The sequence below is a fragment of the Lentzea roselyniae genome (genome assembly GCF_039537795.1).
Classification (GTDB): Bacteria; Actinomycetota; Actinomycetes; order Mycobacteriales; family Pseudonocardiaceae; genus Lentzea; species Lentzea atacamensis.
Window position 1 is genome coordinate 208,772 of sequence record NZ_BAABBE010000013.1, and the last position, 18,037, is coordinate 226,808.

The window sequence follows — 18,037 nt, forward strand, 5'->3', positions numbered from 1 at the left end:
GTCCGGGTTCTACGGGGATCGGCTGTCCGCCATGCGCGAGCAGCTCGAAGGCGGCGAGCTCGACGTGCTGACCGGGGACTACCTCGCCGAGCTGACCATGCTGATCCTTGGCCGGGACCGGATGAAGGACTCGTCGCTCGGCTACGCGAAGACGTTCCTGCGGCAGATGGAGGACTGTCTCGGGCTGGCGCTCGGCAAGGGCGTCAAGATCGTGACGAACGCGGGCGGGCTCAACCCCGAGGGGCTGGCGCGAAAGCTGGACGCCAAGGTCGGGTACGTCACCGGCGACGATCTCAGGGCGCGGTTCCCGGACGCCCTGACCGCCAACGCCTATCTGGGGGCCTGGGAGATCGCGGAGTGCCTGAACCAGGGGGCGCAGGTCGTGGTCACCGGGCGGGTCACGGACGCGAGCCTGGTGGTCGGGCCCGCCGCGGCGCACTTCGGGTGGGCGCGGGACGACTGGGATCGGCTGGCCGGGGCCACGGTCGCGGGGCACGTGCTGGAGTGCGGGACGCAGGCCACCGGTGGGAACTTCTCGTTCTTCACCGAGATCGACGCGACCCGGCCCGGGTTTCCGATCGCGGAGATCGACGAGGACGGGTCGTGCCTCATCACGAAGCACGACGGGACGGGTGGTGCGGTGACCACCGACACCGTCACAGCTCAGTTGTTGTACGAGATCGGGGCGCCGGAGTATCTGGGGCCGGACGTCACCACGCACTTCGACACCATCGAGCTCGCCCAGGAAGAACGCGGTGTCAGGATCAGCGGAACCAGAGGCAGTCCGCCGCCGGACACGCTCAAGGTGTGCCTGAACACGTTGGGCGGGTTCAGGAACTCCACGACGTTCGTCCTCACCGGACTCGACGTCGAGGCCAAGGCCGAGCTCGTCAAGCGGCAGCTGCGCGACGCCATCGGTGACGACGGGCTGACGTGGACGCTGGCGCGGACCGACCACGCGGACGCGGACACCGAGGAGCGGGCCAGCGCGTTGCTGCACGCCACGATCAAGACCGCTGATCCCAAGCGGGCCAAGGGGTTCAGCCGGGCGGCGATCGAGCTGGCGCTCGCCAGCTATCCCGGGTTCCACGTCACGGCGCCACCTGGTGACGGGGTGCCGTTCGGGGTGTACAAGGCGGCGTACGTGAAGCGTGACGAGGTCAGCGCCAAGGCGGTGTTGCTGTGAAGAGGCCGCTGGGAGTGATCGCCGGGGCGCGCAGCGGCGACAAGGGCGGGGACGCGAACCTCGGGATCTGGACGCGCACGCCGGAGGCCTACGAGTGGCTCAAGGGGTTTCTCACCACCGAGAAGCTCAAGGAGCTGCTGCCGGAGGCGAACGAGGTCAGCCGGTACGAGCTGCCCAACCTGAAGGCGCTCAACTTCGTGCTGCACGGGCTGCTCGGCGAGGGCGTGGCCAGCAGCACGCGGTTCGACCCGCAGGCGAAGGCGCTGGGCGAGTGGTTGCGCAGCAGGGAAGCCGAGATCCCGGAGGAGCTCCTGTGATCACGAAGGACCTGTACGAGCGGAAGGAACTGCGGCAGCTCGTCCGCGACTTCACGCGCAGGGAGATCGCGCCGCACCTCGGCCAGTGGGAACGGGACGGCGAGATCCCGCGCGAGCTGCACAAGAAGGCGGCCGAGCTCGACCTGCTGGGCATCGGGTTCGAGCACGGCGACCTGATCGACAGCGTGGTGCTCACCGAGGAGATCATCCAGAACGGAGGCTCGTCCGGGGTGATGGCGGCGCTGTTCACGCTCGGCATCGCGATCCCGCACATCTGGCAGAGCGGCAACGAGGACCTCAGAGAAAGGTTCGCGAAGCCCGCCATCAGGGGCGAGAAGATCGGCAGCCTCGCGGTCACCGAGCCCGGTGCGGGATCCGACGTCGCGAGCATCCGGACGAAAGCCGTGCGAGAAGGCGACGTCTACGTCGTCAACGGCGAGAAGACGTTCATCACCTCGGGGTGCCGGGCCGATTTCGTCACCACCGCCGTGCGGACCGGGGAGCCGGGGTACAAGGGCATCTCGCTGCTGGTGATCGAGGACGGCTTCACGCGCCGCAAGCTCGACAAGATGGGCTGGCACTGCAGCGACACCGCGGAACTGCACTTCGACGACGTCAGAGTGCCCGTGAAGAACCTGGTGGGCGAGGAGAACCAGGGATTCGCGCAGATCATGCGGCAGTTCCAGGTCGAGCGCGTGACCATGGCCGTCGAGGCGTACGCGACGGCGCAACGGGCGCTGGACCTCACGGTGGACTGGGTCCGCAACCGCGAGACGTTCGGCAAGCCGCTCATCAAGAACCAGGTGGTGAGCCACAAGCTCGCCGGGATGGCGCAGAAGATCGACCTGACCCGGACCTACGTCAGGGAGGTCGCGGCACGCGTCAACCGCGGCGAGGACTGCGTCACCGAGGTCTGCTTCGCCAAGAACGCGGCCGTCGAGGCCTGCGGTGAAGTGGTGGACACGGCGGTGCAGCTGCACGGCGGCATGGGGTACATGCGGGAGTCCGAAGTGGAGCGTCATTACCGGGACGCCCGCATCCTCGGTATCGGGGGCGGTGCGAGTGAAGTGATGACCGAGCTCGCGGCACGACGATTGGGGTTCGCCTGATGGGCAACAGGGAGGCGTTGCTCGCGAAGATCGCGGAGCTGGACGCCGAGCACGCCAAAGCACTCGCGGGCGGTGGGCCCAAGTACGTCGAGCGGCACCACGGGCGAGGCAAGCTCCTCGCCCGTGAACGGGTCGAATTGCTCGTCGACGAGGACAGCCCGTTCCTGGAGCTGTCGCCGCTCGCCGCCTGGGGTACGGACTTCCCTGTGGGCGCCAGCGTGGTCACCGGTATCGGGCGGATCGAAGGTGTCGAGTGCGTGATCGTCGCGAACGACCCGACGGTCCGCGGTGGCGCCAGCAACCCGTACACGCTCCGCAAAAGCCTCAGGGCCAACGACATCGCGCTGCAGAACCGGTTGCCGCTGGTCAGCCTCGTCGAGTCGGGCGGAGCGGATCTGCCGACGCAGAGCGAGATCTTCATCCCCGGCGGACGGGCGTTCCGTGACCTCACCAGGCTGAGCGCGGCCGGCATCCCGACGATCACGGCGGTGTTCGGCAACGCCACGGCCGGCGGCGCGTACGTACCGGGCATGTCGGACTACGTGATCATGGTCAAGGACCGGTCGAAGGTGTTCCTCGGCGGCCCGCCGCTCGTCAAGATGGCGACCGGTGAGGACGCCGACGACGAGAGCCTGGGCGGCGCGACGATGCACGGCACCACGTCCGGCCTCGCGGACTTCGTCGCGGAGGACGAGACCGACGCGATCCGGCTGGCCCGCAGGGTCGTCGCGCGGCTCAACTGGCGCAAGCAGGGGCCGGAGCCGTACGCGGTCGAAGAGCCGCTCCACGACGCCGAAAGCATCCTCGACATCGTGTCAGAGGACCAGCGGGTGCCGTTCGACCCCAGGGACGTCATCGCGCGGCTCGTCGACGGGTCGAAGTTCGACGAGTTCAAACCGTTGTACGGCAACAGCCTCGTCACCGGCTGGGCCAGGATCCACGGCTACCCGGTCGGCATCCTCGCCAACGCGCGTGGCGTCCTGTTCAGCGAGGAGTCGCAGAAGGCCACGCAGTTCATCCAGCTCGCCAACCAGAGCGACACACCGCTCGTCTTCCTGCAGAACACCACCGGCTACATGGTCGGCGCCCAGTACGAGCAGGGCGGCATCGTCAAGCACGGCTCGATGATGATCAACGCGGTGTCCAACAGCAAGGTCCCGCACCTGACGATCACGATGGGCGCGAGCTACGGCGCGGGCAACTACGGCATGTGCGGCAGGGCGTACGACCCGCGGTTCCTGTTCACCTGGCCCAACGCCAAGTCGGCCGTGATGGGGCCCGCGCAGCTCGCCGGTGTGCTGTCGATCGTCGGACGGCAGGCCGCCGCGGCGAAGGGGCAGGAGTACAACGAGGAACACGACGCGGCCATGCGCAAGATGGTCGAGGCGCAGATCGAGGAGCAGTCGCTGGCGCCGTTCCTGTCCGGAAAGCTCTACGACGACGGCGTGATCGACCCGCGCGACACCAGGACCGTGCTCGCGATCTGCCTCTCCGCTGTCCACAGCGGACCGATCAAGGGCGCCGACGGCTTCGGCGTCTTCCGGATGTGAGACCAGTGATCAAGACTCTCCTGATCGCCAACCGCGGCGAGATCGCCCGCCGGATCATCCGCACCTGCCAGGCAGGCGGAATCCGCACGGTCGCGGTCTTCTCCGACCCGGACGCCGACGCACCGCACGTCCGGGAGGCCGACTTCGCCGTCAACCTGCCCGGCGCGTCCCCGACCGACACCTACCTCCGCGCCGACCTGATCGTCGAGGCGGCGCTCAGGGCGGGAGCGGACGCCGTCCACCCCGGCTACGGCTTTCTCAGCGAGAACGCCGACTTCGCCAGGAAGGTCCAGGAGGCGGGCCTGACCTGGGTCGGCCCGGAACCGGACGCCATCGAGGCCATGGGCTCCAAGGTCGCCGCGAAGAAGCGCATGGCGGCCGCCGGTGTGCCCACGCTGCCCGAGCTCGACCCGGAGACGGTCACCGAGTTCCCGGTGCTGATCAAGGCATCGGCGGGCGGCGGCGGTCGCGGCATGCGGATCGTTCGCGAGAAAGCCGAGTTCGCGGACGCTCTCGCGAGCGCGCGACGTGAGGCCGAGTCGGCGTTCGGCGACCCGACGGTGTTCTGCGAGCCGTTGCTGGAGCACGCACGGCACGTCGAGGTGCAGATCCTCGCGGACACGCACGGCACGGTGTGGGCGCTCGGCGAACGCGAGTGCTCGATCCAGCGCCGGCACCAGAAGATCGTCGAGGAGTCGCCCAGCCCGGCGGTCACCGACGACATCCGCAAGCGCTTGTTCGCGGCGGCGACGGCCGCGGCCGAGTCGATCGGGTACGTCGGCGCGGGCACCGTGGAGTTCATGCTGAAGGGCGAGGACTTCCACTTCCTGGAGGTCAACACTCGCCTGCAGGTCGAGCATCCGGTCACCGAACTGGTCCACGGCGTGGACCTCGTCGACTGGCAGCTGCGGATCGCCGAAGGCGCAAAGCTGCCAACGCAAACGCCGGAACCGAACGGGCACGCCATCGAGGTCCGCCTCTACGCCGAGGACCCCGACCACGACTGGCGCCCGGCGAGCGGCACCCTGCACCGGTTCCACGTGCCGGGGGACATCAGGCTCGACAGCGGTGTCGAGGACGGGTCGGAGATCTCGGTCCACTACGACCCCATGCTGGCCAAGGTGATCGCGCACGCACCGACGCGCGCGGCCGCCATCCGCAAGCTCGCGACCGCGCTGGAGAGTGCCCGGATCCACGGCCTGGTCACGAACCGCCGCCTGCTCGTGGACATCCTCAGGCACGACGCCTTCCTCGACGGCGACACGCACACCGGGTTCCTGACCGAGCACGAGTTCACCCGGACCGTTGACCCGCAACCGTTTGCGCTCGCTGCGGCACTGGCCACCGCCGCCACCCGCAGGGTCGGGCACCTGCCGCTCGGCTGGCGCAACGTCCGCGCGCAGCGGCCGAAGGCGAAGTTCCTGGTCGGGGAAACCGAGATCGAGGTCGAGTACGACCCGAAGCAGGCCACCCCCGACGTGGTCGCTCTGGATTTGGACGGGGTGCGCACGCCGTTCCACGTCGCCCGGTACGGCGATCTCGTCGAGGTCGACTCACCGCGCGGCTCCGTCAGCCTCAGGATCGTGCCGCGCTTCCCCGAACCGGAGACCGGGCTCGCACCGGGCGCGACCGTCGCCCCGATGCCCGGCACGGTCGTCCGGGTCGGCGTCCAGCAGGGTGACCAGGTCGAGGCCGGTGCCGAGCTCCTGGTCCTGGAAGCCATGAAGATGGAACACCGCGTGCTCGCGACCAGCGCGGGCACCGTCACCGAACTCCTCGTCGAGAAGGCCCAGCAGGTCAACGCCGGCGACGTCCTGGCCGTAGTAGCCGAAAAGAGGGGAGACGAACAATGAGCTTCGTCGAGTCCGAAGAGCGGATCGCGCTGCGCAAGGCCGTGTCCGAGCTGGGCGCCAAGTACGGCACCGAGTACTTCGTCGCCAAGGCCCGCTCGGGGGAGAAGACCACCGAGCTGTGGGAGGAAGCGGGCAAGCTCGGCTACCTCGGTGTCGCAGTGCCGGAGGAGTACGGCGGTGGTGGCGGCGGCATCGGTGACCTCGCGGCGGTGTGTGAAGAGCTGGCCGCGGCGGGATGTCCGTTGCTGCTCATGGTGGTGTCGCCCGCGATCTGCGCCACGGTGATCGCGCGGTTCGGCACGAGCGAGCAGAAGTCCAAGTGGCTGCCCGGTTTCGCGGACGGCACGCTGAAGATGGCGTTCGCGATCACCGAGCCGGACGCGGGATCCAACGCGCACCAGCTGAGGACGCACGTCCGGCGCGACGGCGACGACTGGATCCTCAAGGGCACCAAGACGTTCATCTCCGGCATCGACGAGGTCGACGCCGTCCTCGTGGTCGCCATCCAGAAGACGGGGCCGGTGCTCGTCGTCGTTCCCACGAACGCCGAGGGTTTCACCTGGCACCAGATCGAGATGGACCTGGTCGCGCCGGAGAAGCAGTTCACGCTGTTCTTCGACGATGTCAGGCTGCCGGACGACGCAGTCGTGGGCTCACCGGACCAGGGCCTGCTGCAGGTTTTCGCGGGCCTCAACCCCGAACGGATCATGGGCGCGAGCATGGCCACCGGTTCCGCCCGCCTGGCCATCAGCAAAGCCGTCACCTATGCCCAGCAGCGCACGGTCTGGGACAACCCGATCGGTTCGCACCAGGGCCTCGCGCACCCGCTGGCGAAGATCCACATCGAGATCGAGCTGGCCAGGCTGATGACGCAGAAGGCAGCAGCGCTGTACGACGCGGGCCGTGACAAGGACGCCGGTGAGGCCGCCAACATGGCCAAGTACGCGGCCGGCGAGGCCATCGCGGCCGCCGTCGACCAGGCGATCCAGACCCACGGCGGCAACGGGCTCACCTCCGAGTTCGGCCTGGCGTCGATGCTCGGCATGTCGCGGCTCTCCCGGATCGCGCCCGTTTCGCGGGAGATGGTCCTCAACTTCGTCGCGCAAAACAGCCTGAAGTTGCCCAGGTCGTACTGACACACTGCGCGGCATGGGGACATTCAGCACGTATGACGGCACCAAACTCGCTTACCACGGCCCGTCCGGCCCAGATCCGCTGATCTGCCTGCCGGGCGGGCCGATGCAGGCGTCGTCCTATCTGGCGGGCCTGCCGCTCGACGACGTGCTCCGGCTCGACCTGCGCGGCACGGGCGACTCCGAGGAAGCAGCCCGCTACCGCGTCGACCACCAGATCGGCGATGTGGAAGCGCTGCGCCGCCACCTCGGCCTCGACCGGATCCGGCTGCTCGGCCACTCTGCGGGCACGTCCCTCGCGATCCTCTACGCGACGCGATTCCCACAGCACTTGAAGGAGCTCGTGCTGATCACGCCGACACCGCGCGTCGTCGGCATCGACGTCACCGACGACGACCGCAAGGAGATCGCCGAGCAGCGCCACGCCGAACCGTGGTTCGAGCAGGCGTACGCGGCGTTCCAGCAGATCTGGGCCGGCAACTTCACACCGGAGGCGTTCAAGGGGATCACCCCGTTCATGCACGGCCGCTGGGACGCCCAGGCGCAGCAGCTCGACGACCACCCGCGCAACGACGAAGCCGCCAAGGAGTACTACGGCGAGGGTGCGTTCGACCCCGCGCAGGTCCGCTCGGACCTCAATAACCTCGACGTGCCAACGCTTCTGCTCGCGGGCGCCCTGGACGTGTCGCTACCGCCCAAGCGCGCGCAGGAGTACGCGGACCTGTTCCCACGCGCGCGGCTCGTCGTGCAGCCCGGCGCCGGTCACTTCCCGTGGGTGGACGACCCGGAGGCGTTCGCCGCCACGGTCCAGCGCATCCCGTAGAGGCCGGGACCGAAGTCGAGTGCGGCGGCGTGCGCGTAACCCCAGGAGTCCACCGGGGCCGGGCGTGCGCCGCCGTACATTTCCGTCCCGGCCGGACCGGACGCGAATTGCTCGCAGGAGGCCGGTGGGGACTCGGCGGGGAATTTGATCTCCAGCACGTAGTCGTGCACCCGTTCGGCGAACCGGCGGAAATGCGTGTGCTCCACCGTCGGATGTGGATAGATCAATTCGTACTCGATCGCCGCCGTCTCGCCGGGAGAGATCGGTTCGTCGAACAACAGCTCCGCGACGAGCACGCCGTTGGTCCGTTCGCGGGCGACCCTGCCGACGCGGCACGCGCGGACCGCGGTCAGCGCCGGCTGCGACGAACCCGTTTCCTGGCAGAGGATCCAGCGGTCCACTCCGGCCGCCGTCGCCCGCAGGACCTGACGTGACCTGACCGCGCGCACCCCTCCGCAGGGTGCGACGTCCACGCGGTCGTGCTGGGCGGTCAGGACGAGTCCTGAGCCGTCCCACGCGGTCCTCGCCGACAGCTCCCGCCTGCGTGAACGGCCGCGCGGCCGGGGCGGGCCGAGCAGGCGCGACAGTGCTGCCTCCGGCAGCCCGAGCACGTCCTCCAGCTGGGCGAGCGCCATCAGCGACTCCGGCCGCTCGGGTCTGCGCCGACCCGACTGCCAGTAGCTCAGCGCCGTCACGCTGATCGGCGTGCCGCGGACCTTCAGGCGGTGTTGCAGCCGTTCCAGGCTGAGACCCCGCACCTGGATCGCCACCCGCAACGCGTCCGCGAACGGACCCGTCACCAACAGGTCGGCGAGCTCCTCGCGCGGTGGGTAAATCGTCAGCATCACCCCTCCGTTTCCCGGGGTCAAGCTCGGAAGGCTATCGGCAGCAAAGGGAACGCGGTACAGCCGATCGGCGGTTTTGCGCCGGTTCGAAACCCGGAAAGTTCAGATCTCGAGCCTATTACGCCGCCAATAGTCTCGATTGGGTTCCTGATCACCCCTGCGACGAACAGGACTACGCAATGCGCAAGACAGCAACCCTGCTCGGCTCGGCGGTCATGATCGCCGCGTTCGCGGCACCCGCCACCGCCGCGGCCGGTGAGATCCGCACGTTCGAGGGCGCGGGCAACATCGCCGGCAGCTTCGTGGTGAAGCTCAAGGACGACCGGGTCACCGCGAGTGCCGCGACTCTCGGTGCACGGTTCGGCGGTCAGATCGGCCACGTGTACGACACCGTGTTCAAGGGCTTCTCGGTCAAGATGAGCGACGCCCAGGCCCGCAGACTGGCCGCCGACCCGTCGGTGGACTACGTGGAACGCGACCAGGTTCTCAGCATCTCCGCCACCCAGGTCAACCCGCCGTCGTGGGGTCTCGACCGGATCGACCAGCGCAACCTGCCGCTCGACCAGCGCTACACCTACAACAGCACCGGTTCCGGCGTGAACGCCTACGTCCTCGACACCGGTGTCCGGATCAGCCACCAGACGTTCGGCGGCCGCGCCAAGAACGGCCGCGACTTCGTCGACAACGACAACGTCGCGCAGGACGGCAACGGCCACGGCACGCACGTCGCGGGCACGATCGCGGGCACGCAGTACGGCGTGGCGAAGGCGGCGACCATCGTCGCCGTGCGTGTGCTGAACAACCAGGGCTCCGGCACGCTCGCCGGTGTCGTCGCGGGCATCAACTGGGTGGCGTCCAACCACGTCAAGCCCGCGGTGGCCAACATGTCGCTCGGTGGCAGCGCGAACTCCTCGCTCGACAACGCCGTGGCGGGCGCGATCACGCGCGGTGTCACGTTCGCGGTGGCGGCGGGCAACTCCAACGCCAACGCGTCCGGCTTCTCCCCGGCCAGGGTCGCGTCGGCGATCACGGTGGGGTCGACCGACCGCAACGACGCGCGCTCGTCGTTCTCCAACTTCGGCGCGGTCGTGGACGTCTTCGCTCCCGGCCGGGACATCACGTCCGCGTGGCACACCAGTGACACCGCCACGAACACCATCTCCGGCACCTCGATGGCGACGCCGCACGTCGCCGGCGTGGTGGCGCGCTACCTGCAGGGCAACTTCAACGTGACGCCCGCGCAGGTGTCGGCCGCGATCACCTCCAACGCCACCAACGGCAAGGTGACCAACCCCGGTGCCGGCACGACGACCAGGCTCCTGCACTGGCCGCCGACCAGCTGAACGGCACTGTGAGATGTGCGGCCCCGGCTCATTGCGAGCCGGGGCCGTTTTCCCCTGCACCGAAAGGAAGTCCGCACGTGAGAGCCCTGCTGACAGTCGCCGCCCTGGCGGCAGCGGTCGTGGTCGCCCCGGCGTCCGCGGCCACATCCCCGTACATCGTCGTGCTGCGTGACGGAGCCCTGTCGTCGTTCAGCGGCGCGGTCGAGCACCGGTACACCAGTGTTTTCAACGGTTTCAGCGCACGGCTGACCTCGCAGCAGCTGCGTGCGCTGAAGGCCGACCCGGACGTGTCCCATGTGGAGCGTGACGGGATCGTGCACGCGAACGGCACACAGCTCAACCCGCCGTGGGGCCTCGACCGGATCGACCAGCGAGCGTTGCCGCTGGACCAGAGGTACTCCTACACGAGCACCGGCCGCGGCGTGAACATCTACGTGCTCGACACCGGCATCCGGGTGTCGCACACCGACTTCGGCGGCCGTGCCCGCAACGGCTGGGACACGGTGGACAACGACGCGATCGCGCAGGACGACAACGGCCACGGCACGCACGTCGCCGGCATCGCCGCCGGCACGAAGCACGGCGTGGCCAAGCAGGCGACCGTGTGGGGCGTGCGGGTGCTGAACGGGTCCGGCAGCGGCACGATCTCCGGCGTGATCGCGGGTGTCGACTGGGTGACGCGCAACGCCGTCAAGCCCGCCGTGGCGAACATGTCACTGGGCGGCAGTGCTTCCGCGGCGCTGGACGACGCGGTCCGCCGTTCGATCGCGTCCGGCGTCTCGTACACGGTGGCCGCGGGCGGCAGCAACACCAGCCCCGTGAACTCGTCGCCCCAACGGGTTTCCGAGGCTATCTGCGTGGGTGCGCTGACGACGACCGACACCAAGGCGTCGTCGTCGAACTACGGCCCGCTGGTCGACATCTTCGCGCCGGGCGTCAGCATTCCGTCCGCCTGGCACACGAGCGACATCGCGACGAACACCATCTCCGGCACCTCGATGGCCGCCCCGCACGCGGCCGGTGTCGCCGCCCGCTATCTGGAGTTCAACCGCGCGGCCACTCCCGCACAGGTGGAGCGCGCATTGGTTACCACGGGCACTCCTGGCACACCACCCGTCACTCGTATCCTTTACTGGCCGCCTTCACTGTGAAAGTGAATTGTTCGGCAATACAACCGCGTCTCAATCTTTAGTACACCCTTGGCAGGAACCGGGTCGCAACTTAGCGTCGAAAGTGTTCGTTCCCCTGCAAAGAACGGAATGCAGCATGACGCGAAAGATCCGGTTCCTGGCCGGTGCCGGTGCGGCGACCCTCGCCGCGTCGGTCCTGATGACGCCGGGAGCGTCCGCCGCCGAGGGTGAGATCCGCTCTCTGGGCGCCCCTGAGAAGATCGCCGGCAGCTTCATCGTGAAGCTGAAGGACAGCAAGACCTCCGCCCACTCCCTGGCTTCCCGCTTCGGCGCGAGCGTGGAGCGGAGCTACGCCAGCTTCGGCGGTTTCAACGTGAAGCTGACCGAGAAGCAGGCCAAGCGTCTCGCTGCCGACCCGTCGGTCGAGTACGTCGAGCAGGACCAGGTGATCCACACCCAGGCGACGCAGACGAACCCGCCGTCGTGGGGGCTCGACCGCGTTGACCAGCGCAACCTGCCGCTGAACAGCTCCTACAGCTACACGACCACCGGCTCCGGGGTGAACGTGTACGTCGTGGACACCGGCGTGCGCATCAGCCACTCCACGTTCGGCGGCCGTGCGGTCAACGGCTACGACGCGGTCGACAACGACAACGTCGCCCAGGACGGCAACGGCCACGGCACGCACGTCGCCGGCACCATCGCGGGTTCGCAGTACGGTGTCGCGAAGAACGCGCGCATCGTCGGCGTCCGCGTGCTGAACAACTCCGGCTCCGGCACGCTCGCCGGTGTCGTGGCGGGCATCGACTGGGTGGCGCGCAACCACCGGAAGCCGGCCGTGGCGAACTTGTCACTGGGCGGCGGCGCCAACTCCTCGATCGACGACGCCGTGCGCCGCGCCATCGCGGCGGGCGTGACGTTCGCGGTCGCGGCGGGCAACTCCAACGCCAACGCGTCCGGTTTCTCCCCGGCACGTGTCGGTGAGGCGATCACCGTCGGCGCCACCGAGCGCACCGACGCCCGCGCGTCCTACTCGAACTACGGCTCGATCCTGGACATCTTCGCGCCGGGCAGCAGCATCACGTCGGCCTGGCACACCGGTGACAGCGCGACCAACACCATCTCGGGCACCTCGATGGCCACCCCGCACGTCGCCGGTGCGGCCGCGCGGTACCTGCAGAGCAACCCGTCGGCCACGCCGGCTCAGGTCGCCTCTTACCTGATCGCGCAGTCGACGCCGTCGAAGGTGACGAACCCCGGTTCCGGTTCGCCGAACCGCCTGCTGTACCTCGCGCCCTCCGCGTGAGCTAGCACCGTCTGAAAAGGCCGCGGCTGTCGCCGCGGCCTTTTCGTTCAGAGGACCTGTTCCGCCACCGAGAGCGACGCCAGGTAGAGGACGACCATCAGCGCGGCGCCGATCCACGGCCAGTAGGCGCGCGGCTCTCGCAACGCGCGGAACCACGTCGCGAAGGTCGCGGACAGCCCTATGACGATGGTGCCGACCGTCGCCATCATGAACGGCGCGTAGCACGCGCCCGTGCACGCCTGCACCGGTGTGAAGCCGAGAATGCCGAAGAACAGCACGCCGACGGCGACCACGAACATCACGAGCATGCCGAAGACGGCCACCGGGATCCGCATGCGGAAAAGCTAGCGAACCTAGATCACTTCCGCCCGTGAAAGCCCTGCGTGAAAATCCGTCGGTGCCGTTGGCTAGCCTTGACGGCAAAGCTGACTTCGTCTACAAGGAGCCACCACCGTGTTGCGCACGCACGAGGCCGGATCACTCCGGGCCGAGCACGCCGGGCAGTCCGTCACCCTCACCGGGTGGGTCGCTCGCCGGCGTGATCACGGCGGTGTCATCTTCATCGACCTCCGCGACGCCTCCGGTGTCGCCCAGGTCGTGTTCCGCGAGGGCGAGATGGCCGAGCGCGCGCACAAGCTGCGGGCCGAGTTCGTCATCAAGGTCACCGGCGAGGTGTCCAGGCGTCCGGAGGGCAGCGAGAACCCCGACCTCGCCACCGGTGCCATCGAGGTCTACGTCTCCGAGCTCGAGGTCCTGAACGAGGCCGCGCCGCTGCCGTTCCAGGTCGACGACCACCTGGAGGTCGGCGAGGAGGCCCGCCTCAAGCACCGCTACCTCGACCTGCGCCGCACCGCCCCGGCCAAGGCCATGCGCCTGCGCAGCGAGGCGAACCGGATCGCCCGTACGGTCCTGCACGCCGAGAAGTTCGTCGAGGTCGAGACCCCGACCCTGACCCGCAGCACGCCGGAGGGCGCGCGCGACTTCCTGGTGCCCGCCCGGCTGCGTCCCGGCTCCTGGTACGCGCTGCCGCAGTCGCCGCAGCTGTTCAAGCAGCTGCTCATGGTCGGTGGTCTGGAGCGCTACTACCAGATCGCGCGCTGCTACCGCGACGAGGACTTCCGCGCCGACCGGCAGCCGGAGTTCACGCAGCTCGACATCGAGATGAGCTTCGTCGAGCAGGACGACGTCATCGCGCTGGCCGAGAAGGTCGTCAAGGCGCTGTGGAAGGAGCTCGCGGACCACGAGATCGGCACGATCCGCCGCATCCCGTTCGCCGAGGCCATGGCCAAGTACGGCACGGACAAGCCGGACCTGCGCTTCGACCTCGAGCTGACCGAGCTCACCGAGTACTTCAAGGACACGACGTTCCGCGTGTTCCAGGCGCCGTACGTCGGTGCCGTGGTCATGCCCGGTGGCGCCTCGCAGCCCCGCCGCACGCTCGACGGCTGGCAGGAGTGGGCCAAGCAGCGCGGCCACAAGGGCCTCGCGTACGTGCTCATCGGCGAGGACGGCACGCTGGGCGGCCCGGTCGCCAAGAACCTGACCGACGCCGAGCGCGACGGCCTCGCCAAGGCGGTCGGCGCGAACCCCGGCGACTGCATCTTCTTCGCCGCCGGTGACCGCAACGGCGCCCGCGCGCTGCTCGGCGCCGCGCGCAACGAGATCGCCCAGCGCGTCGGCCTGATCGACGAGAACGCCTGGTCGTTCGTGTGGATCGTGGACGCGCCGCTGTTCGAGGCCGTCGAGAACATCGGCGACGACGTGGCGGTCGGCAGCGGCAAGTGGACCGCGCTGCACCACGCGTTCACCTCGCCGACGCCGGAGTGGATCGACCGCTTCGAGGAGGACCCGGGCAACGCGCTCGCGTACGCCTACGACATCGTCTGCAACGGCAACGAGATCGGCGGCGGCTCGATCCGTATCCACCGCGCCGACGTGCAGCAGCGGGTCTTCAACATCATGGGCCTCACCGAGGAGGAGGCGCAGGAGAAGTTCGGCTTCCTGCTCGACGCCTTCAAGTACGGCGCCCCGCCCCACGGCGGCATCGCGTTCGGCTGGGACCGCATCGCCATGCTGATCGGCGGCTACGACTCGATCCGCGAGGTCATCGCGTTCCCGAAGAGCGGTGGCGGCTACGACCCGCTGACCGCGGCTCCGGCGCCGATCACGCCGCAGCAGCGCAAGGAAGCCGGCGTCGACGCCAAGCCCGACCAGAAGGCGTAATGCTGCGGCTCAGGGTGGTCTGCCCGGCAGACCAGACCGAAGCCGCGCTGACGATCCTCCGCGACCACGCAGGGGCCACCCACCTGGTGGTCCTGCGTGGCGCGGCGATCGATCCCGAGGGTGATCTGATCACCGCCGACGTGGCGCGGGAGGCGGTCGACGAGATCGTCATCGCGTTGTGCGACCTGCACATCGACCACACCGGTGGCGTCACGATCGAAACGATCGACACCTCGCTGTCCGACCACGCCGACCGCGCCGAGGAGAACGCTCCCGGCGAGGGCTCGGACGTGATCGTGTGGGAGGAGCTGATCGCGAAGTCCGGCGAGGAGTCCCGGCCGAGCGTGACCTTCCAGGCGTTCCTCACCATCGCCTGCCTGCTGGCGGCGGTGGGCGTCGCGACGAACTCTCCGGTCACGATCGTCGGCGCGATGGTCGTCGGTCCGGAGTTCGGGCCGCTCGCCGCCATCGCGGTCGGGCTCGTGGCGAAACGGATGGACCTGGTCAAGCGGGCGGCTATGGCACTCGTGATCGGCTTCCCGCTGGCCATGGTGATCACGTCGGCGCTGACGTGGTTCGGTGAGCTCGGCGGGCTGTTCGACCGGGCGTCGTTGCTCAACGGTCACCAGGTCGACTTCGTCTACGAGTTCGGACCGTTCTCGCTGATCGTCGCCCTGCTGGCGGGTGCGGCGGGCATGCTGTCGATGACGTCGGCCAAGTCGGCGGCGCTCGTCGGTGTGTTCATCTCGGTCACCACGGTGCCGGCGGCGGGCTACGCTGCGCTGGCCGCCGTTCTCGGAGTGTGGGACAGAGTGGGACCTGCTGTTGCCCAGCTGGGCATCAACTTGATCGGTATTGTCGCGGCCGCTTCGCTCGTTCTGTTGATCCGCAGGCGCAGGGCAACGGATGGTGTTTCCGCACGTCCACTGTCCAAGGGGTGATCCGGAAACAGCGCGAGCCGTTATCAACGAGTGGTGGTAGTCGCAGCCTGGCCGGATTAGCGTCGGTCCGGCTCACGGACATGGGGAGTAGGGTCGGAGGGGATGAGCGTGGAGATCACCGCGGGCCCTCCCGAGACGACTTCACCCGAGATCGTCGAAGCTGTCGACGCGGCCGAGCGGGTACTGACCAAGCGACTGGGCGCACAGGTGCGCCTCGCTGACCCCGAGGCTCTCGGGGGTACCGGTCGTTCCGTCGTCATCCGGGTGAGAGTCGCGTCCTCGCCGTTCTCGATGCCCCGCACCCTGGTCGTGAAGCGGTATCCGGCCGCGAGCGGCGACCGCGACCCGTGGGCGCACGAGGCCGTCAGCCACCAGCTCCTCACCGCGCTGCCCGCGGAAGAGCGCGCCACGCCGGAACTGTTCGCCCACGACGCGACGTCGCGTCTGGTCGTGCTGGAAGACCTGGGCCGTGCGCCCCGGTTGTCCGAGAAGCTGCATTCGGGCGACGCGCGCGCCGCGGAACGTGGCCTGTTGTCGTGGGCACACGCCATGGGCCGCCTGCACGCCACCACAGCGGGCCGTGACGCGGACTTCGACGCGTTGATGCGCCGGGCCGGTGCGCAGTGCTGCCAGGACCCGATCGCGGTCGACGTGCACGCGGCCATCGCCGGGCTACCGGCGCTGCTCGAGTCCACGCTGGGGGTGGAGACCTCCCCGCAGGCCACCGAGTTCGCCGCCGACGCCGCACGGTCGTTCAGCTCGTCGCGGCGGCGTGCGTTCAGCCCGTCGACGTCCTGTCCGGACAACCACCTGGTCACCTCGCGCGGTGTCCGGTTCGTCGACTTCGAGGGCGGCTGCGTCCGCGACATCGTGTTCGACGCGGCCGCGTTGCGCGTGCCGTTCCCGTCCTGCTGGTGCGGGTGGGGCCTGCCGCCGGGCATGTCCGAGGCCATGGTCGCCGCGTGGCGCGCCGAGGTCGGGTCGGTGTGGCCCGAGATGGACGACGACGCGGTGCTCTTACCGCGCCTGCTCGAAGCCCAGCTGCTGTGGGTGTGGCTCGCGACGTGGCGGGCGCTCTCCAAGCCGATGCCGAGCGTCGACAACGCGCCACCGCGCAGTGTCGTGCTGGCGGGCCGGTGGGTCAGGCTGCGGTCCGACGCGCTGATCCTGGGTGAGAAGACGGTCGCCTCGCACGCGGACGCGGTGGTCGGCGCACTGGTCGACCGCTACGGCGCCGAGGTGCTCGAACTCGCGCTTTACCCTGCATTTCGCTGAACCGTTCCCGCGCGGTCATTCCGGGATCACCGGGCACGCTGATGCTGAGTCGCGTGCTGGTGCTACTCGGTGACTCGACGGCGGTCGGGATCGGCGACCTCGTTCCCGGCGGCTGGCGCGGCTTCGGCCCGATCCTCGCGTCCGCGTTCGGCGGCAACGGCTATCGCAACTACGCCGTCTCCGGCGCGCGGCTGGCGGATGTCCGGCGCACCCAGCTGCCGCAGGCACTGCGGGAGAGGCCCAGCGCCGCCGTCGTCATCGCGGGCGTCAACGACACCCTCCGGTCGGACTTCTCGGTGCGGCGGATGTACGAGGACCTCGACCACATCTGCCGCGAGCTCACCGCCGCCGGGGCTTCCGTGGTCACCGTGCGGTTCCACGACCAGGGCCGCGTGTTCAAGCTGCCCGGACGGATGCGGCGGGTGCTGAAGGATCGCATCGACGAGTACAACCGCGTGATCGACGTCGTCGTCGCACGGCACGGCGTCCGCTGCGTCGATCTCCACACGCTGCCGGGGGCTTACGAGCTGGAGACGTGGGCCGTGGACCGGCTGCACCCGTCCGAGCGCGGCCACCGGATGCTGGCGCAGGCGTTCGCCGGTGAGCTGCGCGCTCTCGGGCACCCGGTCGGCGAGGTCAGCCTGGAGTGCTCCGGCGGTCGCGAGCTCACGGTGTGGCACCACGTCGCGTGGCTCGTGGTGAAGGGGATTCCGTGGCTGTGGCGGAGGGGTGCGGACCTGCTGCCGTTGCTGTGGATCGAGGAGACAGCGGTCGAAGGGCTGGCGCCGGGGGAGGCGCTCCCCGCTGACACCGGCCGCCTCTGAGGCTCAGCCCGCGGCCGTCAGGTCGTAGATGGTCTGACCGCCTGCCGTGACGGCCTTGAAGTTCGCCGCCACCCTTCCAGCTCGTCGCACCGGCCTGGGCGGCGGCCGAGTAGTAGGCGTCGGCCCAGCCCGAGTCACCCAGCCGCCACAGGTACAGCGCGGCGGTCGCGACCAGCAGG

Annotated in this window: 14 protein-coding genes and 1 pseudogene; 13 read left to right on the forward strand and 2 right to left on the reverse strand. The window is 69.1% G+C overall.

Going from position 1 to position 18,037, the window contains the following annotated elements; genetic code table 11:
* Positions 1–31: 31 nt before the first annotated feature.
* From ABFX45_RS24400 to ABFX45_RS24425, 6 genes and pseudogenes are all read left to right on the forward strand, one after another.
* A pseudogene (locus ABFX45_RS24400) lies at positions 32–1,503 on the forward strand (acyclic terpene utilization AtuA family protein).
* Positions 1,500–2,612, forward strand: a complete 1,113-nt coding sequence (locus tag ABFX45_RS24405; protein WP_109637375.1) for an acyl-CoA dehydrogenase family protein — start codon at positions 1,500–1,502, stop codon at positions 2,610–2,612. The pseudogene ABFX45_RS24400 and the gene ABFX45_RS24405 overlap by 4 nt, the downstream one beginning before the upstream one ends.
* Complete coding sequence (locus ABFX45_RS24410; protein ID WP_346132112.1) at positions 2,612–4,162, forward strand: acyl-CoA carboxylase subunit beta; 1,551 nt, start codon at positions 2,612–2,614, stop codon at positions 4,160–4,162. The genes ABFX45_RS24405 and ABFX45_RS24410 overlap by 1 nt, the downstream gene beginning before the upstream one ends.
* A gap of 5 nt (positions 4,163–4,167) precedes the next feature.
* Entirely contained in the window at positions 4,168–6,015 is a 1,848-nt protein-coding gene (locus ABFX45_RS24415; RefSeq protein ID WP_346132114.1) for an ATP-binding protein, read from the forward strand.
* Positions 6,012–7,151, forward strand: coding sequence for an acyl-CoA dehydrogenase family protein (locus ABFX45_RS24420; RefSeq protein ID WP_346132116.1), 1,140 nt, complete (start codon positions 6,012–6,014; stop codon positions 7,149–7,151). The genes ABFX45_RS24415 and ABFX45_RS24420 overlap by 4 nt, the downstream gene beginning before the upstream one ends.
* A 13-nt stretch (positions 7,152–7,164) precedes the next feature.
* Positions 7,165–7,971 (forward strand): alpha/beta fold hydrolase, encoded by an 807-nt coding sequence (locus tag ABFX45_RS24425; protein ID WP_346132118.1) that lies wholly within the window; start codon positions 7,165–7,167, stop codon positions 7,969–7,971.
* Here ABFX45_RS24425 and ABFX45_RS24430 read toward each other — a convergent pair.
* A complete protein-coding gene (locus ABFX45_RS24430) occupies positions 7,911–8,816 on the reverse strand; it encodes a helix-turn-helix domain-containing protein (protein ID WP_346132120.1) in 906 nt (301 codons plus the stop codon). The genes ABFX45_RS24425 and ABFX45_RS24430 overlap by 61 nt on opposite strands.
* Before the next feature lie 179 nt (positions 8,817–8,995).
* On the opposite strand from ABFX45_RS24430, the gene ABFX45_RS24435 reads away from it, so the two are divergent.
* The 3 genes from ABFX45_RS24435 to ABFX45_RS24445 all read left to right on the forward strand — a co-directional run bounded on the left by ABFX45_RS24435 (position 8,996) and on the right by ABFX45_RS24445 (position 12,595).
* On the forward strand, positions 8,996–10,159 hold the full coding sequence (locus ABFX45_RS24435) for a S8 family peptidase (protein ID WP_346132122.1): 1,164 nt from the start codon (positions 8,996–8,998) through the stop codon (positions 10,157–10,159).
* 77 nt (positions 10,160–10,236) lie between these two features.
* Positions 10,237–11,310: a S8 family peptidase gene (locus ABFX45_RS24440; RefSeq protein WP_346132124.1), complete on the forward strand. Its 1,074-nt coding sequence runs from the start codon at positions 10,237–10,239 to the stop codon at positions 11,308–11,310.
* Between the two features lie 115 nt (positions 11,311–11,425).
* Positions 11,426–12,595 carry a S8 family peptidase gene (locus ABFX45_RS24445; protein ID WP_109637392.1) on the forward strand — a complete coding sequence of 390 codons (1,170 nt, stop codon included), beginning with the start codon at positions 11,426–11,428 and terminating at the stop codon, positions 12,593–12,595.
* 47 nt (positions 12,596–12,642) lie between these two features.
* Here the strand turns inward: ABFX45_RS24445 and ABFX45_RS24450 are convergent, their stop codons facing one another.
* A complete protein-coding gene (locus tag ABFX45_RS24450; protein ID WP_112227902.1) occupies positions 12,643–12,930 on the reverse strand; it encodes a hypothetical protein in 288 nt (95 codons plus the stop codon).
* A 118-nt stretch (positions 12,931–13,048) separates the two neighbouring features.
* Here ABFX45_RS24450 and aspS point away from each other — a divergent pair, with 118 nt between their 5' ends.
* From aspS to ABFX45_RS24470, 4 genes are all read left to right on the forward strand, one after another.
* Complete coding sequence (gene aspS, locus ABFX45_RS24455; protein WP_109637397.1) at positions 13,049–14,818, forward strand: aspartate--tRNA ligase; 1,770 nt, start codon at positions 13,049–13,051, stop codon at positions 14,816–14,818.
* The gene (locus ABFX45_RS24460) at positions 14,818–15,759 is read left to right on the forward strand and encodes a DUF389 domain-containing protein (RefSeq protein ID WP_346132127.1); all 942 of its coding nucleotides are present in this window, start codon (positions 14,818–14,820) and stop codon (positions 15,757–15,759) included. Before aspS ends, ABFX45_RS24460 begins: the two co-directional genes overlap by 1 nt.
* Positions 15,760–15,861: 102 nt before the next feature.
* Positions 15,862–17,034 carry a hypothetical protein gene (locus ABFX45_RS24465; protein ID WP_109637402.1) on the forward strand — a complete coding sequence of 391 codons (1,173 nt, stop codon included), beginning with the start codon at positions 15,862–15,864 and terminating at the stop codon, positions 17,032–17,034.
* Between the two features lie 53 nt (positions 17,035–17,087).
* Positions 17,088–17,858: an SGNH/GDSL hydrolase family protein gene (locus ABFX45_RS24470; RefSeq protein WP_233439594.1), complete on the forward strand. Its 771-nt coding sequence runs from the start codon at positions 17,088–17,090 to the stop codon at positions 17,856–17,858.
* Positions 17,859–18,037 lie beyond the last annotated feature (179 nt).